General features: G+C 56.1%; 17 protein-coding genes. 13 read left to right on the top strand and 4 right to left on the bottom strand.

What is annotated here, in order from left to right; all coding sequences use genetic code 11:
- The first annotated feature begins 52 nt into the window (after nucleotides 1–52).
- The 6 genes from VHE34_RS14720 to VHE34_RS14695 are packed head-to-tail and all read left to right on the top strand — an operon-like array spanning nucleotide 53 to nucleotide 10147.
- A complete protein-coding gene (locus tag VHE34_RS14720) occupies nucleotides 53–2302 on the top strand; it encodes a bifunctional alpha,alpha-trehalose-phosphate synthase (UDP-forming)/trehalose-phosphatase (RefSeq protein ID WP_325589197.1) in 2250 nt (749 codons plus the stop codon).
- A gap of 7 nt (nucleotides 2303–2309) precedes the next feature.
- Complete coding sequence (locus VHE34_RS14715) at nucleotides 2310–4067, top strand: glycoside hydrolase family 15 protein (RefSeq protein WP_325589195.1); 1758 nt, start codon at nucleotides 2310–2312, stop codon at nucleotides 4065–4067.
- Between the two features lie 27 nt (nucleotides 4068–4094).
- Entirely contained in the window at nucleotides 4095–5348 is a 1254-nt protein-coding gene (gene hutI, locus VHE34_RS14710) for an imidazolonepropionase (RefSeq protein ID WP_325589193.1), read from the top strand.
- Complete coding sequence (locus tag VHE34_RS14705; RefSeq protein ID WP_325589191.1) at nucleotides 5341–7344, top strand: hypothetical protein; 2004 nt, start codon at nucleotides 5341–5343, stop codon at nucleotides 7342–7344. Before hutI ends, VHE34_RS14705 begins: the two co-directional genes overlap by 8 nt.
- Nucleotides 7345–7401: 57 nt before the next feature.
- Entirely contained in the window at nucleotides 7402–9054 is a 1653-nt protein-coding gene (gene ftcD, locus VHE34_RS14700) for a glutamate formimidoyltransferase (protein ID WP_325589189.1), read from the top strand.
- A 46-nt stretch (nucleotides 9055–9100) separates the two neighbouring features.
- Nucleotides 9101–10147 (top strand): arginase family protein, encoded by a 1047-nt coding sequence (locus VHE34_RS14695; protein WP_325589187.1) that lies wholly within the window; start codon nucleotides 9101–9103, stop codon nucleotides 10145–10147.
- Between the two features lie 17 nt (nucleotides 10148–10164).
- Here VHE34_RS14695 and VHE34_RS14690 read toward each other — a convergent pair whose 3' ends face one another.
- Complete coding sequence (locus VHE34_RS14690) at nucleotides 10165–12393, bottom strand: patatin-like phospholipase family protein (RefSeq protein ID WP_325589185.1); 2229 nt, start codon at nucleotides 12391–12393, stop codon at nucleotides 10165–10167.
- 10 nt (nucleotides 12394–12403) lie between these two features.
- On the bottom strand, nucleotides 12404–14335 hold the full coding sequence (gene abc-f / locus VHE34_RS14685; protein WP_325589183.1) for a ribosomal protection-like ABC-F family protein: 1932 nt from the start codon (nucleotides 14333–14335) through the stop codon (nucleotides 12404–12406).
- Nucleotides 14336–14381: 46 nt separating this feature from the next.
- Here abc-f and VHE34_RS14680 point away from each other — a divergent pair, with 46 nt between their 5' ends.
- Nucleotides 14382–14990, top strand: a complete 609-nt coding sequence (locus VHE34_RS14680) for a DUF3347 domain-containing protein (RefSeq protein WP_325589181.1) — start codon at nucleotides 14382–14384, stop codon at nucleotides 14988–14990.
- Here VHE34_RS14680 and VHE34_RS14675 read toward each other — a convergent pair.
- Both VHE34_RS14675 and VHE34_RS14670 read right to left on the bottom strand, forming a co-directional pair.
- Nucleotides 14987–15844, bottom strand: coding sequence for a hypothetical protein (locus tag VHE34_RS14675; protein ID WP_325589179.1), 858 nt, complete (start codon nucleotides 15842–15844; stop codon nucleotides 14987–14989). The genes VHE34_RS14680 and VHE34_RS14675 overlap by 4 nt on opposite strands.
- A 5-nt stretch (nucleotides 15845–15849) precedes the next feature.
- The gene (locus VHE34_RS14670) at nucleotides 15850–17049 is read right to left on the bottom strand and encodes a hypothetical protein (protein WP_325589177.1); all 1200 of its coding nucleotides are present in this window, start codon (nucleotides 17047–17049) and stop codon (nucleotides 15850–15852) included.
- Between the two features lie 68 nt (nucleotides 17050–17117).
- Between VHE34_RS14670 and thrS the strand changes: the two genes are divergently transcribed.
- From thrS to VHE34_RS14640, 6 genes are all read left to right on the top strand, one after another.
- Nucleotides 17118–19058 (top strand): threonine--tRNA ligase, encoded by a 1941-nt coding sequence (gene thrS, locus VHE34_RS14665; RefSeq protein WP_325589175.1) that lies wholly within the window; start codon nucleotides 17118–17120, stop codon nucleotides 19056–19058.
- Between the two features lie 71 nt (nucleotides 19059–19129).
- Nucleotides 19130–19717 carry a translation initiation factor IF-3 gene (gene infC, locus VHE34_RS14660; protein ID WP_325589173.1) on the top strand — a complete coding sequence of 196 codons (588 nt, stop codon included), beginning with the start codon at nucleotides 19130–19132 and terminating at the stop codon, nucleotides 19715–19717.
- Nucleotides 19718–19911: 194 nt separating this feature from the next.
- The gene (rpmI, locus tag VHE34_RS14655; RefSeq protein WP_325589171.1) at nucleotides 19912–20109 is read left to right on the top strand and encodes a 50S ribosomal protein L35; all 198 of its coding nucleotides are present in this window, start codon (nucleotides 19912–19914) and stop codon (nucleotides 20107–20109) included.
- 70 nt (nucleotides 20110–20179) lie between these two features.
- On the top strand, nucleotides 20180–20524 hold the full coding sequence (gene rplT, locus VHE34_RS14650) for a 50S ribosomal protein L20 (protein WP_325589169.1): 345 nt from the start codon (nucleotides 20180–20182) through the stop codon (nucleotides 20522–20524).
- Nucleotides 20525–20609: 85 nt separating this feature from the next.
- Nucleotides 20610–22007: an arginine decarboxylase gene (locus tag VHE34_RS14645; protein WP_325589167.1), complete on the top strand. Its 1398-nt coding sequence runs from the start codon at nucleotides 20610–20612 to the stop codon at nucleotides 22005–22007.
- A 14-nt stretch (nucleotides 22008–22021) separates the two neighbouring features.
- Nucleotides 22022–22456: a nuclear transport factor 2 family protein gene (locus VHE34_RS14640; protein WP_325589165.1), complete on the top strand. Its 435-nt coding sequence runs from the start codon at nucleotides 22022–22024 to the stop codon at nucleotides 22454–22456.

The raw sequence follows: 22456 nt of genomic DNA, 5'->3' as shown, positions 1-22456 counted from the left end.
CCTGCGGGGGCTCTTTTTATTTTGTTGGCCCCATTGTTGGAGGGGTAGCGACATGGGTCGCTTAATCATAATATCCAATCGATTGCCATTTTCGTTGGACAAAGAAGGGGACACGGTGTCCCTGCGCCAAAGTTCGGGGGGATTGGTATCAGCCATAAAGAGTTATTTCGAGAGCACAACCGGCCAACGGGGAGAGATCACGGAGAAGATGTGGATGGGTGTGGCGGATTTTCCCCAGGAGGACTGGGAGCAGGTGGTTGCGGCCCATGCCGCCAGCCAGGACTTTGACATCCTCCCGGTTTTTGTTGATAAAGACTTGTATGACAACTACTACAACGGCTTTTCCAACTCCGTGCTCTGGCCGCTTTTCCACTATTTCACCTCCCTGGCCAACTATGAGAGCCAGTATTTCGACGCCTATGTGCAGGTGAACCAGCTCTTTGCCGAGAAGCTCATCCCGATCCTGCGGCCGGACGACCGGGTCTGGATCCACGACTACCAGCTCATGGTGCTGCCGCACCTGCTTCGGGTAAAAAGACCGGAAGCGACCATCGGCTTCTTCCTTCATATTCCCTTTCCGTCCTACGAGATCTTCCGTCTCCTGCCCACCGAGTGGAAAACGATCCTGTTGCAGGGCGTTATGGGGGCGGACCTCATCGGCTTCCATACCTATGACTACGTTCAGCATTTCCTCCAGTCGGTGAAAATGCTGCTCGGCGTGGATAGCTATTTTCACAACCTCCAATACCAGGACCGGCTTGTGCGGATCGATCTGTTCCCCATCGGTATCGACTACAATAAATTCCACCAGGCGGCGGCCGATCCCGAGGTCGAGCAGCTGCGGAACCGGGTATTGGACAACTTTCCGGATAAGAAGATCATCTTTTCGGTCGACCGCCTCGACTATACGAAGGGGTTGATGCAGCGGTTGAGCGGCTTCGAACACTTCCTCGAGCGCTACCCCGAGTGGCGGGAGAAGATGGTCTTTATCCTCAATGTCGTCCCGTCGCGGGATACGATCCCTGCCTACAACGAACGGAAAAAGACGATCGAAGAGAAGATCGGCACCATCAACGGCCGGTTCTCCTCCATCAGCTGGCAACCCATCATCTACAGGTATAACCACCTTCCCTTCAATGAGCTGATCGCCCTTTACCAGGCTGCGGACGTGGCCCTTATCACTCCACTTCGCGACGGGATGAACCTCGTCGCCAAGGAGTATGTGGCCGCCAGCCTCGGCCGGGGGGTGCTGATCCTAAGCGAGCTGGCCGGCGCGGCCAGCGAGCTGAGCGAGGCCATCCTCGTGAACCCGACGGATACCTCCGACGTGGCTTCCTCCATCACGCGCGCCCTCGCGATGCCTCTGTACGAGCAACGAAACCGCATCTCGCTGATGCAGCGCCGCATCCAGGAATACGATGTCCTGAAATGGGTGAACGATTTTATGGATCAGCTGGCGCAGGTGAAGCTGGAACAGCAGAAGCAGAAGGTAAAGCTGCTCGACGAGAAGTCGATCGCCGCCATCCGCAAGCACTACCAGCGAAGCAGCAACCGCTGCCTGCTGCTCGACTATGACGGGACGCTGGTGCCCTTCTCGCGGATACCATCCGAGGCCGCGCCGGATAATGCGGTGAAGGAGCTGTTGCACCGGCTTTCGACGGATGCGAAGAACCATGTCGTCGTCATCAGCGGCCGCGATCTCTCCTCGCTGGACCGTTGGCTCGGGGAGTTCAATATCACGCTTGTCGCCGAGCATGGGGCGAGCTTCAAGATGCGCGGCGGCTCGTGGCAGCAGATGGTTTCGGTGTCCGATCTGTGGAAGGATGAGATCCGGCGGATCATGCAGCTGTTCGTGCTGCGTTGCGCCGGCTCCTTTATCGAGGAAAAGACGAACACCATCGCCTGGCACTACCGGAATACGCAGGCGGGCCTGGGTTTTTCCCGTAGCCGCGAGCTGCTCAATACGCTCTCCCAGCTGATCCAGAATACCACGCTGCAGGTGATCGACGGCAACAAGGTCGTGGAGGTGAGGATCGCAGGATTCGACAAGGGCGCCACCGCGTTGAAGATCGTCGGCGAGATGGACCCCGACTTCGGGCTCTGCATGGGTGACGACACCACGGACGAAGACATGTTCAAAGCCCTCGAAGGAGAGGCCTATACGATCAAGGTGAACAACGGCGCTTCGGCGGCACAGTATACCATCCTGTCGCAACAGCAGGTATTACCCATCTTGAACCAGCTGACGGCCGAGACCGCTTCGTCCGCGCAACTCCCCGAAACCAAATATGCCGATTCATAAGTATAACATGGGCGTAATCGGTAACTGTTCTTACCTCGCCTATATCGATACCCGCGCGGATGTGAAATGGATGTGCCTGCCGAGATTCGACAGCAGCTTCCTCTTTGGCTCGTTGCTCGATGAAGACAACGGCGGCCATTTTTACGTACGGCCTACGGATGAGGGGTATACGTCCCGACAATACTATATTACCAACACGAATGTCCTGTGCACGGAATTCACCGGCGCCGACGGCAGCTTCGTCGTCAGGGACTGCGCCCCGCGGATGCGCATCTACGACCGGCAGTTCCGGCCGCTGATGCTGGTGCGCAAGATAGAATGGCTGTCGGGTACACCGGCCATTACCGTCTGTTGCCAGCCTCGCGGGGACTATGGGAGGCAAATTCCCGAATCGGTCATTGCCAGCAATCATATCCGCTATCTCAACCTCGACCAGCAGGTGCGGTTGACCACCGATGTGCCGCTGACTTATATCGAGAAGGAGAAATCCTTTATCCTCGACCAGGACCGCTATCTCGTCCTTACCTACGGCGAGCCGCTGGAGGCGCCGCTGAAGGAGACCGCCGAGGAATTCATCCGCAAGACCGTCGGGGATTGGCAGGCCTGGGTAAAGAGCTGTTATCTGCCCGATATCTACCAGGAGGAGATCATCCGGTCGGCGCTGGTGCTGAAACTACATCAATACGAGGATACGGGCGGGATCATCGCCGCCGGCTCCACTTCGCTGCCGGAGTTTCACGACAGCACCCGCAACTGGGACTATCGTTATTGCTGGTTCCGCGACGCACACTATACCCTCAGCGCCTTCAACCAGATCGGCCACTTCGAAGAGCTCGAGAAATACTTCGACTTCATCTATAATATCCTGCTGAATGCCACCGATTCGCTGCAGCCGCTGTATTCCATCGCGGGCGACAAGAAGCTGTTCGAGCTGAGCCTCGACCTTCCCGGATACCTTGGTAACCGGCCGGTGCGTATCGGCAACAAGGCCTATATCCAGTCCCAGCATGATGTCTACGGCCAGGTGCTGGTGAGCCTGTTGCCGCTGTTTCTCGACAAACGGCTGATCTTCCCCAAGAAAAGCAGCTATGCGAAGATCGTCCCCTGGCTGCTCGCGCAGATCGAGCGGACCCTCGAGGTCCCCGATTCCGGGCTTTGGGAGTTTCGCAACGAGGTGCAGGTGCATACGTATACGCTGCTGTTTCATTGGGCAGGCGCCAAGGCCGCCTATAAGCTGGCTTTTGCATTCGGCGACCAGGATGGGATGCGCAAGGCCCTCCGGCTGGCCGATGCCGCCGACGGACTGATCGGGCAGGCCTATGATCCCGAACGCCGGCTGTACACGCAGGCGATCGGATCGGTCAATCTCGACGCCAGCACCCTCTCGATGATCACCATGGACTATCTCGATCACCAGGGGGCCCGGGCCCGCGATCACATCGCTGCATTGGAAAATGAGCTGCTGACCGAAAACGGGCTCTTCTACCGGTATAAACACTACGATGATTTTGGGTTTCCCGAGAGTACTTTCCTGGTCTGTGCCTTCTGGTATGTCGACGCCCTTGCCTGTGTGGGCCGGATCGATGACGCGGTCCGCCGGCTCGATCAATTGTTGGGCTTTGCCAATCATCTCGGTATCTTCAGCGAGGACGCTACGCCCGATGGGTCGCAGTGGGGAAATTTTCCGCAAACATATAGTCATGTCGGCCTGATCAATGCTGCGTGCCGGATCGGCCGCAAGCTGGATAAGGCGGATTTTCTTTGATTTGGCGGAAAAACCTATCTTGCCGGCATGTCATCACGGCTGATCTTCAATATCCGGCAACTCGCGGGTGTCCGCGCGGACACAGCCCCGTTACGCGGCGCGGATCTCGCCCAACTACCCGTTATAGATAATTCCTGGATACATATCGAAGGCGACCGCATCGCAGCTTTTGGACCTATGCGGGCGCTGCCCCCCGACCTGGCCCTGCTGACGGGGACTTCGGAGGGGTTTGACGCCACGGGCTGTTCTGTTCTTCCCGCCTGGTGCGACAGCCACACCCATCTCGTCTTCGCCGGCAGCCGCGAATCGGAATTCATCGACAAGATCAAGGGGCTCAGCTATGCGGAGATCAATGCAAAGGGCGGCGGCATCCTCCACTCCGCCCGGCGGCTGGCCGACACCTCCGAAGACCGGCTGTTTACCACCGCCTGGCAGCGGCTGGAAGAGCTCTCCCGGTTGGGCACCGGCGCCATCGAGATAAAGAGCGGCTATGGACTCACGGTAGAAGGAGAGCTGAAGATGCTGCGGGTGATCAAACGGCTCAAAGAGCGGTCTTCCCTTTCGATCAAGGCGACCTTTCTCGGCGCCCATGCCTATCCCGAGGCCTACCGGCAGGACCATGCCGGGTACATCGACCTGATCATCCGCGAGATGCTGCCGGCGATCGCTGCCGAAGGCCTGGCCGACTATATCGACGTATTCTGCGAGGAGGGATTCTTCAGTGTTCCGGAGACCGGGATGATCGTTCGCGCGGGGCTAGCCGTCGGGCTGCAACCCAAGATCCACGCGAATCAATTGCATTTGTCGGGTGGGGTGGAGGCGGGCGTTGGACTCGGGGCCTTGTCCGTCGATCACCTGGAAACGATGGACGACGCAGCCATCCGGGTCCTCGCGGCTTCGCCGACCATCGGCACGCTGCTACCTACAGCGGCCTTTTTTTTACGCATGCCTTTCCAGCCCGCCCGCGCGCTGATCGACGCGGGCTGTGCGATCGCGCTGGCTTCCGACTTCAACCCAGGTTCTTCGCCGAGCGGAAATATGAACCTCGTGGTGGCGATGGCCTGCACCGGGATGCGCATGCTGCCGGAAGAGGCGATCAATGCCGCTACGCTTAATGGGGCCTGCGCGATGTCGCTGGGCGAGAGCCTTGGAAGTATCGCCGTCGGCAAGATCGCCAACCTCCTTGTCACCAAGCCTGTGCCTTCGCTGGCGTATCTGCCCTATGCTTTTGGTTCGAATTTGATCGACCGGGTTATGATAAAAGGAGAGTTTATTGGCTAAGAAAAAGACGAAACCTGATTTTATCGAGACCGTCTCCGGACGCAGTACCGTGCTTTCCATCGGCGACAGCGAGGCGGGACTGGATTTCCTCGTGTCTTTCTTTGCCGTCGTCCGGCCGCATCGGGGACATCGCAATGCGGCTGAAAATCTGACTGCCGTTACGGCTATTCTCCGCCAACGGCCGATCGTGCTGAGTTGTCTTCAGCATGCCGTCCTCTCACAGCTGGTTCGCACCGACCTTTCCCCGGCCCTGATGGAAAGCGGGATGCCGCTCGCCCGCGGCTTCTGGCAGGAACTGTTCGGCCGGCTCCGGCACAAGCTGCTGCCGCCCCTGCAGCCGGAGAATGATTTCCTGTACGTGCTCAACCGCGTTTTCTTCCGCAACCGCGATTACACCTGGGTGGAGGATATCCCGCGGGCCGGCTGGATCGCCTTCTTCGAATGCCTCGGGCTTTCGCTGCATATCGACGACCGCCGCATCCTTCGCCAACTGCTGCTTTCGCTCAACACGCTTTCTTTCCAGGTGGCGCAGCTGGGGCTCGAAAAAGACGTGCTGAATTATATCCCGGAACAATATCGGGAGGAGAACCCCTTTGTCGCTCAGAGTTATCTTGTTCGTCGGTTGGAGGAGGGGAGTGATGCGGCTATGGAGATCAAAGAGCAGATCGGCTGGTGCCATGAATGCATCGAACATATCCGGGAAAATCACACCGAACATGGCGCCAGCCTACATCAAACCTATATGCTGCTCCTGTTGACAAACCGGCTCGAGCGGATGACGATCCTGCTCGATCTGCTGGATGAAGATCAGCAGATGGACACGGGGAAATTCGTCGACTTCTTCCGGATGCTGATCCGCAATGAGAACCGCAAGAACAGCATCTTCGAATTTATGTCCCAGTCGATGGGCTATCTCGCTTACCAGATCGCCGAGCACAAGGGCGCCAAGGGCGACAAGTACATCACCTCCACCTGGCCGGAATACCGCGCGATGCTCCGTAGCGCGATGGGCGGCGGGGCCTGGATCTGCGGGGTTGTGCTGATCAAGAACCTGCTCACCAGGATACCCATGGCCATTTTCTGGCATGGCTTCGCCTATAGCATCAACTATAGCCTGGGATTTATCCTTATCGAAGAGACCCATACCACGCTTGCGACCAAGCAGCCCGCGTTCACTGCCAGTGCGGTCGCCGGCTCGCTGGATACGCGGAAGAACACCCATCAGCCCAATCTCTACAACCTGGCGGTCACCGTGGCCAAGGTGAGCCGGAGCCAGATCGCTTCCTTTGTGGGCAATCTGCTGATCGTTTTCCCCGGCGGCTGGCTTATCGCCTGGTGCTATGAAGAAATATCCGGCCGCAAGCTCGTGGAGGGCGCCGCCGCCCTGAAGATGCTCGAAGACCAGCATCCCTGGCACAGCCTCTCGCTGCTGTATGCCTGCAATACCGGCGTCTTCCTCTTCCTCAGCGGCATCATCGCCGGCTATGTTCAGAACAAGATCCGGTACGGTCACATCAGCCGCCGCTTGCAGACGCATCCCATTCTCCGCCTCTCGATGCCCGCGAAGCGGCTGAAGCGGGTTGCCGACTATGTGGAGAAACATGCCGGCGCCCTCGCCGGCAATATCTGCCTCGGCTTTTTTCTCGGGATGGCCGGCTTCTTCGGCGAGATCTTCGGTATCCATTTCGATATCCGCCATATCACTATCTCCGCGGGTAATACCTCGCTGGGCGTCTATGGATTCGGCCCTGCCATCCTGGATCATCCGCGCTACCTTGCCGCCGTTATCGCCGGCGTGCTCGGCATCGGCTTCTTCAATTTTCTTTCGAGTTTCTCGCTTGCTTTCATTGTGGCGGTTCGCAGCCGCGGCATCCGGCTGCACGAGTATCCCGAGTTCCTTGGTATCCTCTGGCGCTATTTCAAAAGCGCCCCGCTGGATTTTATCCGCCCGCGGCGGCGGTCCGAACCGATCGGTCCGGTCGGCGAAGAACATTAAACGACTTTTTGCTATATTGCCGCCGCTTATAGCGATTGCCATTAATAAAAGAATAGTATGGATCCCATCATCGAATGCGTGCCGAACTTCAGCGAAGGACGTAACCCCGAAACGATAAAACAGATCACGACCGGGATCGAAGCCGTTCCCGGCGTCCGGCTCCTGAATGTCGACCCCGGCAAGGCCACGAACCGTACCGTCGTCACCTTCGTCGGCCACCCGCAGGCCGTCATCGACGCGGCCTTCCTGGCGATCAAAAAGGCGGGCGAGCTGATCGACATGCGCAACCATACCGGCGAACATCCGCGCATGGGCGCGACCGATGTATGTCCGCTGATCCCCATTGCGGGCATTACGATGGAGGAGACGGCCGTTTGGGCGCAACGTCTCGCCAAAAGGGTGGGCGAGGAGCTGCAGATCCCGGTGTACCTCTACGAGGCCGCGCAGACCGACAAACGGCGCGATAACCTCTCGGTCATCCGCGCCGGTGAATATGAAGGTTTCTTCAAGAAGATCAAGCTCCCCGAGTGGAAGCCGGACTTCGGCCCGGCCGAATTCGACGCCCGCCGCGGCGGCACGGTCATCGGAGCCCGGGATTTCCTGGTCGCCTATAATGTCAATCTGAATACTACTTCTACCCGCCGCGCCAACGCCGTTGCCTTTGACGTCCGCGAGGCAGGCCGGACCGTGAAGGAAGGCGAAAAATCGACCCAGGTACCCGGTACCCTCAAATCCGTAAAGGCCATCGGCTGGTACATCGAAGAGTACGGCATGGCGCAGATCTCCATGAACCTGACCAATATCCGCGTCACGCCGGTGCATATCGCCTTTGACGAGGTATGCCGCAAGGCCGCCGAACGCGGACTCCGGGTTACGGGCAGCGAACTGGTGGGGCTCATCCCGCTGCAATCCATGCTGGATGCCGGCCGCTATTTCCTCGAAAAACAGCAGCGCAGCACCGGCGTCAGCGAAAAGGAGCTGATCCGTATCGCCATCCTCTCGATGGGGCTCGACGAGCTCGGCCCTTTTAAACCGGAAGAGCGGATCATCGAATACCTGCTGCGCGATGCCTCCAACGAACGCCTCGTGCGCATGCCGTTGAACGATTTCGCCGACGAGACGGCCAGCGAGAGCCCGGCGCCCGGCGGCGGCTCGGTCTCCGCGTATGTCGGCGCCCTCGGGGCTTCCCTGGCGACGATGGTGGCCAATCTCTCTTCTCATAAGAAGGGCTGGGACAGCCGCTGGAAGGAGTTCAGCGACTGGGCGGACAAAGGCCAAAAATACAAGGACGAGCTGATGCGCCTGGTCGACGCCGATACCCGCGCCTTCAACGCTATTATGGCCGCCTTCGGCCTGCCCAAAGCGACGCCGGAAGAAAAGGCCGCCCGGACAGCAGCGATCCAGCAGGCGACAAAGATGGCGATTGAAGTTCCGTTCCGGGTCATGGAAGTCGCGGCAGGGAGCATGGCTCTGATCAGGGCCATGGCCGAAACCGGCAACCCCAATTCGGTTTCCGATGCCGGCGTCGGAGCGCTCTGCGCCCGGGCAGCCGTGCTGGGGGCCTTTTTGAACGTAAGGATCAATGCGGCGGGGTATGAGGATAAACAGTATGTGGCGGATGTGATCGCAAAAGGCACCAGCATCCAGCAGGAGACGTTGCGCGCTGAAGCGGAGATACTCAAGATCGTAGATGGAAAGATCGGGTCCTGAGGCGCTACCCCAAATTCTTCGTATATTCAGAGGGAAAATCAACGCCATGCCACAGTTAAGGGTCTTCAGCAAATCGGATGTCCTGTCCTATACAAAGATCCGCAGATTTGAGACCCGGCTGGGAGAGGTGGTGCTGGTGGCGGCGGACCCGGCCAATATACAGGCTTCGATCGAAAAGTCGCCCGCCGAATATGTATTGCTGGGCATCCCGGAAGACATCGGCATCCGCGCCATGGAGGGGCTTGGCGGCGGCGAGACCGCCTGGAACTATTTCCTGAGAAGCTTTTTCAACATCGAAAGCAATGATTTTTTGACCGGCGCGAATGTCCTCGCGCTTGGGTATTTCGATTTCAGCGACCTGTCGACCCTCATCGAGACCTACGCTGCCGGCAGCGAGGAAAAGCTGATGGCCTATCGTCATGCCGTGCAGTCCATCGACGAAGCGGTTGAACCCGTGATCCGGATCATCACCGCCGCGGGAAAGATACCCATCGTGATCGGCGGAGGCCATAACAATGCTTATCCGCTGATAAAAGGGGCGGCAAAGGGATTACAGAAAGCCGGCCTGACGCCCCTGGCCCAGATCAATGCGATCAACCTCGACGCCCAGCCTGAATTCAGCCCGGCGGATGGCCGTCACAGCGGCAATCCTTTCCGGTATGCCGAAGAAGATGGATACCTCGTGAAATATTGCGTTGTCGGGGTGCATGAGAACCATCTCCCGCAGAATGTCTGGTCCGATATCCTTAACAATCCCTTTGTCGACTGTATCACCTACGAGGACATCTTCGTGCTTGAAAAAAGGACATTCCCCCAGGCCGTTGCGCACGCCACAGGTTTTACGGACGATAATTATATCGGTCTCGAGCTGGACCTCGACGCCGTCGCCCACCTGCCGGGCGCGGGCCTCCCTCCTTCGGGGCTCACCCCCCTGCATGCCCGCCAATACGTCACTTTTGCCGCGATCGACTCGAAGATAGCCTACCTCCACGTCTGCGAAGGCGCGGTCTGCGTGGGCAACGGTTGCTCCAACCCGTCCAGCGGAAAGCTGATGAGCTATATCGTAAGCGATTTTATAAAGTCCCGGGAATAAAATTGCGGTTCAAAGCCTTAGAACGGAATCCCGATATTAATATACCCGATGACCTCCCTTGACTGGTCGGAATACATAGCGCTGAGCTCCAGCGGGCCCAGCGCAAAATGATAGGTAAAGGTCAGCGCATAGCCCGACAGGAAGTCGGGTGTGGAGAAGAAGTTGCTCTTGTACAAAAAGTTATTGAAGAGGATGTTGGCGCGTCCTGTGAGCATCACATTGTTATATAGCTGGTAACGCAGCGCCAGTCCGCCGCCGGCGATGCTAGCCGAATAAAAGGCGCCTTCGCGAAGCCCGGCGAAGGTCACCTGGTTATGGAACTGCTCCGTCAGCCCCCCGATGCTGAACTCGTTCATGACATTGCTATGGTAATGAAGATTGAGCCCGCCCTGCAGGTGCACCTGCAGCGTGTACCGACCGGCCAGCGGGACGTATTGGTCATACCCGACCAGGAACCGCTGGTAAGGGTGCGAGGAGAAGCTGGTATCGCTGCGGACGACGCTGGACCCGAAAGTATGGATATTCGGCGTCTGCTCGAAGACATGATCGGCCTCGATATCGAACTTCAGGCCCCGTCGCGGGTAGAAAGGGCGGTCCAGCGTATTGCTGCGGATGAAGAAATAGCTGGTGACGAAACTGTTATTCCCCTTGAAGTCGAGGCTCGACGTGATGGAGGGATCGTAGTCGATATATTCCCATCGGCTGCCCAGCCCGACAGTGAGGTCCCGGTTGGTGGAATAGCCGAAATGGCCGTCCCCACGGAAGTAGCTTTGGTTGTAGAGACCTGCCTCCTTGTAGGCAGTGTTGTAGGTTGTGATCTTGAATTGATCCAATTGTGGGCCGATGGTGAAGGAGAAATTGGCGCGGCGGCTGAAATATTGAAGGTGTTCGGCGCGGATCCGGAAGTTTTGCCCGAGGTTCATCGTGACGAGGCTACGCGAGGTAGGTGTAAAGAAGTTCCGGCTGGTGAGGTTGAGGATGGCGCTGATGCCGCTGAACTGGTTGTAGTTGAGCCCAAGCTTGGCAAAGGTCAGCGGATTTTCCGATACATCGAAGTCGATCCGGGCGGTGCTGTCGGGCAGCGGTTCCAATGCATAGTTGATCCGGTTATAATAACGGGTTCCGAAGGCCCGCCGAACCATCCGCGCGAGGTTGTCCGCGGTATAGTAATGGTTGGTCTGCAGGTCCATGCTTTGGATGAAGAAACCCTGGCTGGTATTCTTCAGCCCCTTTACTTCGTAGGAGGAGATCTTGATGGGATGCACGGCCGGCAGCCGGTTCCTGACCCCTTCCTGCGGGCCATAGATGGCGTTGAGCGAGTCCGCCAGCGCCTTAAGGCGGGGATAGAGCCGCCGGCCCTCGGCTATTCCATCGGCGATGATCTCGTCGGCATCGCTGAAATTGCCCATCGTGAATTTTTCCAGCGGCTGGTGGACGTATATATCACACAGGGGGATCTGCGTCCGGGTGTCCGCCGCCTCGCGGAAGAAGGCCACCTGCAACAGCACCTGCAGGGCGTTGGTCACCTGCTCCGGCTTTCGCAGGGGTCCCGCCACGTTATCCCCGATGACGATATTGGCGCCCATCTCCCGGACGTCCTTCACGGGGAAGTTGCGGACCACGCCGCCGTCGACCAGCTTCTGATGACCGTACTCCACCGCGGTGAAGACGGAAGGGATGGCCATGCTTGCGCGGATCGCCGACACGATCTCGCCGGTGTCCAGCACCACGGCTTCGCCCGTCGAGACATCCGTGGCAATGCATTTAAAGGGGATGGAGAATTGGGAAAAGTCCTTGATCTTATACACCGGGCGGAACAGCTCGGAGAATTTCAGCCACAGCTCCTGGCCTTCGATGACGCCGGTAGCCAGGCGGAAGGCGTGGTTCACCCAGGGCAGCTCGACGTCATACCGGCCGTACTCGTCCTTTTCGTCCATGATCATGCTTCGCATGCTGGACTGGTTGGAGAGGAGCAGTCCCCAGTCGATCCGGCGGGATATCTTCTCGATGGAGTCCGCCGAATAGCCGATCGCGTAGAGGGCGCCGATGATGCTGCCCATGCTGGTGCCTGTTATATAGTCGACTTTCAACCCGGCTGAATCAATCGCCTTCAGGATGCCGATATGCGCGAGGCCCTTGGCCCCGCCGCCGCTGAGCACCACTCCGATCTTTGGTCTCGGACCCGGCTGGGCGTGCGCCCAACCGTAGGACAGCAGCAGGATGGCGATGAGCGACCAATGTTTCATGAGGGAGGTTTCAAAGTGCCTTTTCCAGCTCGACGATGGCATCGAAGACCTGCTCGTATTGACGGTTGGCCTTGTCCAATTCCTCGCTTGTCTTTTTATAGTCCGATTCGGCTTTGACAAATTTATTTTTATCTGAATACGTAGCCGGATCGGCCAGGGATGCTTCCAATGCGTCCTTCTGGGTGTTTAATTTGGCGATCTTCTGCTCGAGCTCCTGGAAAAGGCGCTGTTGTTTCTGCAATTCCTTTTTTGCTTCCTTATTTACGGGAGCCGGGGGAGGTGCGGATTTGACAGGTGCGGGAGCCGGTGCAGGGGCTTGCGCCTGCGCTGCTTTGGCCGCCACGTTCCGTTCCTTCCAGTCCACCCATTCCTCATAGGTGCCTTTGAACTCCCGGATCTGGTGATCTTCGATCTCCCAAATCTTATTGGCCGTCTTCGAGATGAAATACCGGTCGTGGCTCACCAGCAGGAAGCTGCCTTCATAGCGGTTCAATGCCTCGATCAGCAGATCGCAGGAATGCATATCGAGGTGGTTGGTCGGTTCGTCCAACAACAGGAAATTGGCCTTGCTCACGATGGTCTTGGCCAGTGCGACCCGGGCCTTCTCGCCGCCGCTGAGCACCTTGATCTTTTTGTCGACGTCGTCGCCACTGAACAGGAAACAGCCGAGCAGAACCCGCAGCTCGAGGTCGGTCTTCTGACTTCCGCAGAGCTGCATCTCTTCCAGCAGGGTATTGTTGACGTCCAGCGCTTCCAGCTGGTGCTGGGCGTAAAAACTCTCTTCGACATTATGTCCCCAGACGCGTTCGCCTTCGAAGGGTTCGGTCCCGGCGATCATCCGCAGGACCGTCGACTTTCCCTTCCCGTTGGCCCCGATGAGGGCGATCTTGTCACCGCGGTCGATCTCGGCGAAGGCATTGTCCACGATATCGATGGACCCGAAATGTTTGGTGGCGTTCTTCAGGGTGGCCAGGACTCGTCCCGGTGTCTTGTCCACCCGGAAATTGATCTTGATATTGGGGCGTTCGATCTCGACATCCTCGATGCGGTCGATCTTCTCCAGCCGTTTCATGGCGCTCTGTGCGGCGGCGGCTTTGCTGGCCTTCGCTTTGAACCGCTCGATAAAGCGCTCCTGTTGCCGGATATAGTCCTGCTGGTTCTCGAAGGCCCGCTGCTGTAACTCCACGCGCTGCACTTTCTCCGTCTCGTAGAAGCTGTAGTTGCCGTTATAGATATGGAGTTCTTTCTGGTACAGCTCTACGATCTTCGTTACCATCCGGTTGAGAAAATACTTGTCGTGGCTGACGATCACGACCGAACCCTGGTAATGTTGCAAATATTTCTCCAGCCATTCGATGGAGGGAAGGTCCATATGGTTGGTCGGTTCGTCCAGCAACAGCAGGTCCGGCTTTTGCAGGATCATCTTGGCCAGCAAGACGCGCATCCGCCAGCCCCCGCTGAATTCCCGGAAGGGTCGCTGCAGATCGGAATTCGCGAAACCCAATCCCTGCAGGATCTCTTCCGTCCGGTGGTGGATCGTATAGCCGTCCAGCGTATCCATTTCATGGAGGGCATCGGTATACTTGATCAACAGATCGTTATTCTCATGATCTTTTTCGAGCTGTTTGCCGAGTTCCTCGATCTCTTTTTCCAACTGGAGGACCCGTTCGAAGGCCGTCATGGCCACTTCGAGGATGGAGCCATTGGTGTCGAAGCTCAGGAGGTCCTGGTGAAGATACCCGATGGTCGTACTCCGGCTGCGCTCTACGGTGCCCTCGGAGGGCGTATAGTCGCCGGCGAATAGTTTCAATAGGGTGGATTTTCCCGTTCCGTTATAGCCGATCAATCCGATGCGTTCGTTGGGTTGGATATGCCAGGTGGCGTCTTTCACGATGACCCGGGCCCCGAATTCAAAAGTTACGTTCTGCAGTCCTGCTAACATGGGTGCAAATTTAACTAAATCCGTACCTTGCGTCAAAATCCGATCAATGAAGAAGTTCATCCTGTTGGCCATTGTTTTCCTTGCGGCGGGCTTTCTCGCCTGGAAGCTGCTCTCGGATAAGCCCGTGCGCCCTTCGGAACCGGCCGACAAGCCCCTTGCCATTGCCAGGACCACCGGCGCTTTTAACGATTCGTTTGCCGTTATGCTCAATAGCTATTATGCCGTTCGGGACGCGCTCGTCGATTGGGACACCCTGAAGGCCGACCAGGCGGCTTATGCGCTGTCTGCCAGGGCCGACAGCCTGCCGGTCCAGTTGATCAAGGCCGACAGCGGTATCCTCCTCACAGCCAGGAGCCTGGCGGCCAGCCTCAGCGGCGACGCCAAGGGGTTTGCCGGGGAAACGGGCATCGAAGCCCGGCGACATTCCTTCGACCTGATGACCGAAGAGCTGTACAACCTGCTTCGGACCGTCCGGTATGACCAGGGTGAGATCTATCATATCAAATGCCCCATGGCGTTCAGCGACAGCATCCCGGCCTACTGGCTTAGCAATACTTCGACGGTGATAAATCCCTATTTGGGGAACAAGCATCCGACTTACAAGGCTAAAATGCTGCATTGCGGGGAGCTGGTGGATTCGTTCCCGACCCATTAAGGCCTATAAACGATCCTAACCGCCGCGCTTTTGGTTTCCGTGGAGGAAAGAAAGACCTCGAATTTCTGGTCGCCGGCGGTAATCATCATCAGCGCGGTATTCGGCGGGATATCGCCGAGATTGTCGGCATACATCACTACTTCGTATGGGAGGTTGGCAAAGGCATTGAAAGTTACCGTCAGCGGGCGATCGGTCAGCATCCGGCGGTAAAGCAAGACTTTGTTGTTCACCAGCACGGTGACCGTGTCGTGATCGATCTCCGCGTTATCATAAAGGTCGATCTTAATGGACGAACTTTTCACCGTCAGCGTTTTTACCACCTCTTTTTCCCGGGGTTGCAAATGCAGTGCGGCCTGGACGCCGGCCAGCGTGTCGCTTTGCTCCACGTCCACGGGGAAATCGGAGAGTGCCGCTTTCCGGAGCCTGATCTTTCCCGGCGGACAGACGAGCTTCTTGTCCGAGTACACGCCTTTCCAGTCTCCGTTCAGCTCTTCGAGCGTTCCGTTGCGGGCATAATTCAGATCGTACGTCTTGACGCAGGGCTGGCAGTCGGTAGGGATATTCGCTTCCAGCACGCGGTCCTCGATGAGCACCATCCGGTGTGTCTGGGCGTTATAGCGGCCGGTGAAGCTCATCTTCACATAGTGGGTCTTGTCGTAATAGTCGTAGGCCTTGCCCGTGATCCGGTCGCCCGCGAGGGTGATCTGCAGTTCGAGAAAATAGTTGGGATAGCAGCCTCCCGGTCCCTGGGTGAGCGTTCCCTTCCAGATGCCTCCAGGATCGTCTTCCGCGTTCGCGCAAAGGCCCGATAAGGTAAGCAGGAGAAGGGGGATCAAAGGGGATTGGGGGCGCATGGGGTTTATTTCACGTATTGAAATTTGACGACCGCATTTTTCTGTTCGGTGGAGGTGATCCGGACCTCATACTCCTTGTCCCCGGCCTTTACGATCATCAGCGAAGTATTGGGAGGGATCTCGCCTTCGTTCTCGGCCACCATGACCACTTCGTGATAGTCGCTGTTCTCGTCGAGATGGATCGTTACGATCAGCGGCCGGTCGGTGAGCATTGCGTGGTTGATCACCTGCCGGTTGTCGACGTATACCGAGACCGTGTCGTGGTCGATTGCGCCGTCGTCATAGATGTTCAGGGTGATCTCGTTGGTATGGACCGTAATGGTCTTGACCACCTGGTTCTGGCGATCCTGCAAGACCCGCGGCGCGATGGTCGGGAATCTCTTTCCCATGCCCGTGCCGCCGCTGTCGATATCGGTATGCAGCGATTGTTTCGGCATATCCACTTTTGCCATCGGCCGCGGGTTCTTTTCGGGTGTGGGCCTTACAACCGGCGGCGGCGCCGAGGGATTTGGCGGTGTGGCTCGCGCAGTGGCCGGCGGGTGCGCCGGCGGCTTTGTCCGTGCAGTGGCGGGCCGATCGGGTTTTGCGCCGGTCCGGTCCTTTGGAGTGGCCGGAGTATTCTTTGCCGTGGCGTGCGGCGTCGCCGGTTTGTGCAGTGGGGCGGCGCTGAGGTTCGGCTTCGCGGGGGCCGCGGGCTTGTTCCCGGCGATCTCCTTTTCCCTTTTGGCTACAAAGGGCTCCGTATAGAAGTCCGATATGGGCACCTTATGGAGAAAGACGGTACCGCGGCCGCAGTTGCTCGAGTCGCGCACATTCATGCTCGTATAGGTGCCTTCCAGGAATTCTTCGTCGCCGGACTTCGAATACTGCAGGAAGCAGGTCATGATACAGACGTCGCCCATGCTGTTGCGGCATTCCAGCAGCTTGCCTTCCTGTAGCAGCACCTTGGCGGTTCTCACGTTGACGGTGCCCGCCGCGGCAGCTTTGCCGTAAAAAAAAGTGGAGAGATAGGAATAGGTTACGCCTTCCAGGACCTTTCCGTTTTGGGCGATCTGCACTTCGAATCTATAACGGTCATCAAATACCGAATTTCGCATCGTAGTGCTGCCGGCCGAGCGGAAATGGCCCTGCCAGATCCCCGTGACGTCCTGAGCCTGCGATGCAATGGGAAGTATACACAATAACAGCCAGAAAAAACTCCGCATATGGCAAATTATGTAAATAATTCATTGCAACTCGTACCATTTGTGGAAATGATTAAATTTGCACCCTTATGATCAAGATCACTTTTCCGGACGGCGCCGTCAGAGAGTATGAGAGCGGCGTCACAGCATTGGCAATCGCCAAATCCATCAGCGAAGGACTGGCGAAGAAAGTATTGGCCGCAAATGTAAACGGGCAGGTATGGGACGCCACCCGGCCCATCACGACGGATGCCACGCTCAAGCTGCTGACCTGGACGGACACGGACGGAAAATCCACTTTCTGGCATTCTTCGGCGCACCTGATGGCCGAAGCGGTAGAAGCGCTTTATCCCGGCGTGAAGTTTTGGGTCGGCCCGGCGCTCGAAAGCGGCGGCTTCTATTATGATATGGACCTGGGTGGCCGGCATATCGGCGACGAGGATCTCCGGAAACTGGAAGCGAAAATGGCCGAACTGGCCAAACAGAACGAGGAATATCGCCGTAAGGAGATCAGTAAGGCGGAAGCGATCAAATATTTTGCGGATAAGGGAGATGAATATAAACTGGACCTGCTGGAGAACCTGCAGGACGGCCAGATCACCTTTTATACCCAGGGGAATTTTACCGATCTCTGCCGCGGGCCGCATATTCCAAACACTTCCTTCATCAAGGCGATCCGCCTCACCAATATCGCCGGGGCCTTTTGGAAGGGCGATGAGAAGAACAAACAGCTGACGCGTGTCTATGGCGTTACTTTCCCCTCGCAAAAGGAACTGGACGAATACCTGGCGATGATCGAAGAGGCCAAGAAGCGCGATCACCGCAAGCTGGGAAAGGAATTGGGTATCTTCACCTTCGACGAACAGGTGGGGCCCGGACTCGTCCTTTGGATGCCCAACGGCGCGGTGATCATCGAAGAGCTGGAAAAACTGGCCAAAGAGACCGAGTTAAAAGCCGGTTATAAGCGCGTCGTCACTCCGAATATCGCCAAGGAGTCGTTGTACATCACCAGCGGTCACCTGCCCTATTACCAGGACAGCATGTTTCCACCGATGGAGCTGGAGGGTGAGAAGTATTACCTTAAGTCAATGAACTGCCCGCATCACCACAAGATCTTTGGGGCCGAGCAGAAATCGTATAAGGACCTGCCATATCGTCTGGCCGAATATGGCACCTGCTATCGCTACGAGCAGAGCGGTGAACTTTTTGGCCTGATGCGGGTGCGGGCCCTGCACATGAACGATGCGCATATTTACTGCACCCGGGAGCAGTTCTTCGACGAGTTCAAGGCGGTTAACGAGATGTATCTCAAGTACTTCAAGATATTTGGAGTTGATAAATACGTGATGCGGTTCAGCACACACGATCCGGCGAAACTGGGCCAGAAGTACATCGACGAGCCGGAATTATGGAAGGAGACAGAAGATTTGGTACGGGATGTGCTGATCAGAACGAATACTCCATATGTAGAGGTGCCCGGCGAAGGCGCCTTCTATGGGCCGAAGATCGACGTCCAGATATATAGCACTATCGGCCGCGAATTCACCCTGGCGACGAACCAGGTGGATTTCGCCCAGGGCCGGAGATTCAAGTTGGAATTTACCAACAAGGACAACCAAATGGAGACCCCGCTGATCATCCACCGTGCCCCCCTTGGTACCCATGAACGGTTCATCGGCTTCCTTTTGGAGCATTATGCAGGGAAGTTTCCGGTGTGGCTTGCACCTTTGCAGGTAAAGGTTTTACCGATCACGGATAAGTCGCTGGAATATGCCCAAAATCTTTCGATTCTGCTGAAAAATGCGGATATTCGTGTTGAAGTCGACGACCGGAGCGAGAAGATCGGGAAGAAGATCCGGGATACGGAATTGGCCCGGGTTCCCTACATGCTGGTCGTTGGGGAAAAAGAGATGAGCGAGAACAAAGTAGCCGTTCGTCGCCAGGGAAAAGGTGATCTGGGAACGAAAGGTATTGAAGAGTTCATTGCCGAGGTCCGAAAAGAGATAATTGAACGCGCCCCGAATCCCTGAGGGCGTATTTTTGAAAAAGAGAAAAATTAGCAGCTTCCGTCAGGGAAGGAAGTTGAACTTAAAAACTGTAAATGCCGCCATTTCCACCGAGAACCCCACGCGGGAATTTCAATCCACGTTTTAGAAAGGAACAACAACAAGAACATCGTACCAATCATATGATCAGAGTGCCGCAGGTACGACTGGTCGGAGACAATGTAGAGGTAGGCGTCTATTCCACCCAGGAAGCCCTGAAAATGGCCCAGGAACAACAGCTGGACCTGGTTGAGATCTCGCCGACGGCCGATCCTCCTGTTTGTAAGATCATTGATTATAATAAATTCTTATACGAGAAGAAGAAGAAGGAAAAGGAGCAAAAGGCCAAGAGCAAGACCTCCGAAGTGAAGGAGATCCGCTTCACGCCCAATACCGACGACCATGATTTCGACTTCAAGGCGAAACATGCCGAGAAGTTCCTGAAGGAAGGGAATAAGGTAAAGGCTTATGTTCAGTTCAAGGGTCGCGCCATTCAATTCAAGGAACGGGGCGAGCTGCTGCTTCTGAAGTTTGCCGAGCGGCTCAATGATGCGGGTGTGCTGGAAGGTATGCCGAAGATGGAGGGTAAGCGGATGCTGGCCATTTGGGCCCCGAAATCTCAAAAAAAGAAGGCTACTACGTAGCCTTTGGCTCAAAAAAAGAAGGCTACTACGTAGCCTTTGGCTCAAAAAAAGAAAGAAATGGGAAAAACCGCTCAATAGCGGTTTTTTTTATACCTTTGCACTCCTTTCGAAAGGAAGGCTAATTGCCCAACCGGCTCCATAAGTGTCCCGCCTGTGCGGGGCCGCCATCCGGGTAACACTCAAAAGCATTCAAAATGCCAAAGGTCAAAACGAACTCGAGTGCCAAGAAGCGGTTCAAAGTAACCGGCACCGGCGAGATCACTTACCAGAAGTCCTTCAAACGTCACATCCTCACCAAGAAATCCAAGAAACGCAAGCGCAACATGGCCAAGAAAGGTCTTGTCAGCCCTTCCCATACGGATTTCGTAAAGCGCCTGCTGCGGCTCAAGTAAGCGGGCCATGGGGCGGGATATGGGTCCGCCGAAGGTCAATTAATTATTAATTCTTTAAAGTAAGTTAGATATGCCACGTTCAGTAAACGCCGTCGCTTCCCGGGCTCGCAGGAAACGCATTTTGAAAGAAGCGAAAGGATTCTACGGAAAAAGGAAGAATGTATATACCGTTGCCAAGAACGTGCTGGAGAAGGGTCTTCAGTATCGTTATGTCGGCCGGAAATTGAAGAAAAGGGAATACCGCACGCTGTGGATCGCCCGTATCAATGCCGCCGTGCGCGCGGAAGGGTTGACCTACTCGCAGTTCATTCACAAGCTGGCGACAAAAGGTATCGGCCTCGATCGCAAGATCCTCGCCGACCTGGCCATGAATGAACCGGAGACGTTCAAGAAGCTCGTCGCTTTAGTGAAATAAAAAAAATGATTATCTTCGACGCCCCTTTGCAGGGGCGTCTTTTTTTTTGTTAACCACTTAATAGCGCAATAACCTGGACAATTCAATGAACAATACGTACACCGACCTGGTGACGCAGACCTTTAACTTCCCCCAGGAAGGGTTCGAAGTAAAGGATAACTACCTTCAATTTAATGGCCTGGATCTGAAAGCGTTGATCGACAAGTACGGGACGCCGATGAAGCTTACCTATCTCCCCAAGATCGGCATGCAGATCAACAAGGCGAAGAAGATGTTCGCCGCGGCTATGAAACGGCATCGCTACGAAGGCAAGTACCATTATTGTTATTGTACCAAGAGCTCCCACTTCTCTTTTATCGTCGAAGAGGCCCTGAAGCACGATATCCACCTGGAGACTTCATATGCTTACGATATTGAGATCATCAAAAAGCTCTACGAGCGCAAAAAGATCACCAAGGATACCTTTATCATCTGCAACGGGTATAAGCAGAAGAGCTATACCAGCCGTATTGCCGGCCTGCTGAACAGCGGGTTCAAGAATGTCATTCCCATCCTCGACAATAAGGATGAGCTGCAGCAGTACAAACGCAGCGTAAAGGTGCCGTTCAAGCTGGGTATCCGGGTCGCTGCGGAAGAAGAGCCGACCTTCCCGTTCTATACCTCCCGACTGGGCTTCCGGGCGCGTGACGTCCTCGAGTTCTATGTGGACAAGATCGAGGGTAATGAGGACCGGTTCCAGCTCAAGATGCTCCATATCTTCCTCAACAAGGGCATCAAGGACGATATCTACTACTGGTCGGAGCTGAACAAGGTGATCAACCTCTACTGCCAGCTGAAAAAGATCTGCCCCGAGCTGGATTCCATCAATATCGGCGGCGGCTTCCCCATCAAGCACTCCCTCGGCTTCGAATATGATTACCAGTTCATGATCAATGAGATCGTAGGTAATATCAAAAAGGCCTGTAAGAAGAGCAATGTGCCCATGCCCAATATTTTCACCGAGTTCGGCAGCTATACGGTGGGAGAGAGCATGGCGCATATCTACAGTGTCATCGGCCAGAAAATGCAGAACGATCGCGAGATCTGGTATATGATCGACTCTTCCTTTATCACGACCCTCCCTGACACCTGGGGCATCGGCGAACGCTTCCTGATGCTTCCCGTCAATAAATGGGATGTGGAATACCAGCGCGTCGTCCTTGGCGGCATCACCTGCGACAGTCATGACTATTATGATTCCGAGGAGCATATCAACGAAGTGTTCCTGCCCAAGATCGTCAATGGGGAACCGCTGTATGTGGGCTTCTTCCATACCGGAGCCTACCAGGACCAGATCAGCGGTTATGGCGGCATCAAGCACTGCCTGATCCCCTCGCCAAAGCATGTCATCGTGGGGCATGATAAGAATGGAAAGCTGACCGACTGGGTCTATGCGAAGGAACAGACCGCCCAAAGCATGCTCAAAATCTTGGGTTACATGTAATTAAATCTGCTTTTATGAGATACACTCTCCTGCTGGCGCTGGCCTTTGGACTGGCGGCGATGCGCGTGTCCGCGCAATCTTCAACCGAAGATTCCGTAAAAGCCGCGGTCAATGTTCTGTTTACCGGTATGAAGAATTCGGATGCGGCGATGACCGGCGGTTCTTTTGCCGACAGCGCTATTCTTCAGACGATCACCCCCAAAGGCGGCATTCTGACCGAGAAAGTGAGCGCTTTTGCCGATATCGTCGGTAAAATGACGCCCGGCGACGCCGATGAACGGATCCGGTTCGATGTCGTTCGCATCGACGGGCCGCTGGCCATCGTTTGGGCGCCGTACGAATTCTATTATAAAGGTAAATACTCCCACAAAGGGGTCGACTCTTTCCAGTTGGTGCGGGTAAACGGGGTTTGGAAGATCCAATACCTGATCGATACGCGTACCAAATAA

This window comes from Puia sp., assembly GCF_035546395.1.
Lineage (GTDB): Bacteria > Bacteroidota > Bacteroidia > Chitinophagales > Chitinophagaceae > Puia.
This window is presented reverse-complemented; position numbering and strand designations above follow the sequence as displayed.

What these genes read in the sequence shown, in the direction of transcription:
- VHE34_RS14720 (WP_325589197.1), top strand. Translation starts at nt 53, where the DNA reads ATGGGTCGCTTAATCATAATATCCAATCGATTGCCATTTTCGTTGGAC.
- VHE34_RS14715 (WP_325589195.1), top strand. Translation starts at nt 2,310, where the DNA reads ATGGGCGTAATCGGTAACTGTTCTTACCTCGCCTATATCGATACCCGC.
- hutI (WP_325589193.1), top strand. Translation starts at nt 4,095, where the DNA reads ATGTCATCACGGCTGATCTTCAATATCCGGCAACTCGCGGGTGTCCGC.
- ftcD (WP_325589189.1), top strand. Translation starts at nt 7,402, where the DNA reads ATGGATCCCATCATCGAATGCGTGCCGAACTTCAGCGAAGGACGTAAC.
- VHE34_RS14695 (WP_325589187.1), top strand. Translation starts at nt 9,101, where the DNA reads ATGCCACAGTTAAGGGTCTTCAGCAAATCGGATGTCCTGTCCTATACA.
- VHE34_RS14690 (WP_325589185.1), bottom strand. Translation starts at nt 12,393, where the DNA reads ATGAAACATTGGTCGCTCATCGCCATCCTGCTGCTGTCCTACGGTTGG.
- abc-f (WP_325589183.1), bottom strand. Translation starts at nt 14,335, where the DNA reads ATGTTAGCAGGACTGCAGAACGTAACTTTTGAATTCGGGGCCCGGGTC.
- VHE34_RS14680 (WP_325589181.1), top strand. Translation starts at nt 14,382, where the DNA reads ATGAAGAAGTTCATCCTGTTGGCCATTGTTTTCCTTGCGGCGGGCTTT.
- VHE34_RS14675 (WP_325589179.1), bottom strand. Translation starts at nt 15,844, where the DNA reads ATGCGCCCCCAATCCCCTTTGATCCCCCTTCTCCTGCTTACCTTATCG.
- VHE34_RS14670 (WP_325589177.1), bottom strand. Translation starts at nt 17,049, where the DNA reads ATGCGGAGTTTTTTCTGGCTGTTATTGTGTATACTTCCCATTGCATCG.
- thrS (WP_325589175.1), top strand. Translation starts at nt 17,118, where the DNA reads ATGATCAAGATCACTTTTCCGGACGGCGCCGTCAGAGAGTATGAGAGC.
- infC (WP_325589173.1), top strand. Translation starts at nt 19,130, where the DNA reads ATGCCGCCATTTCCACCGAGAACCCCACGCGGGAATTTCAATCCACGT.
- rpmI (WP_325589171.1), top strand. Translation starts at nt 19,912, where the DNA reads ATGCCAAAGGTCAAAACGAACTCGAGTGCCAAGAAGCGGTTCAAAGTA.
- rplT (WP_325589169.1), top strand. Translation starts at nt 20,180, where the DNA reads ATGCCACGTTCAGTAAACGCCGTCGCTTCCCGGGCTCGCAGGAAACGC.
- VHE34_RS14645 (WP_325589167.1), top strand. Translation starts at nt 20,610, where the DNA reads ATGAACAATACGTACACCGACCTGGTGACGCAGACCTTTAACTTCCCC.
- VHE34_RS14640 (WP_325589165.1), top strand. Translation starts at nt 22,022, where the DNA reads ATGAGATACACTCTCCTGCTGGCGCTGGCCTTTGGACTGGCGGCGATG.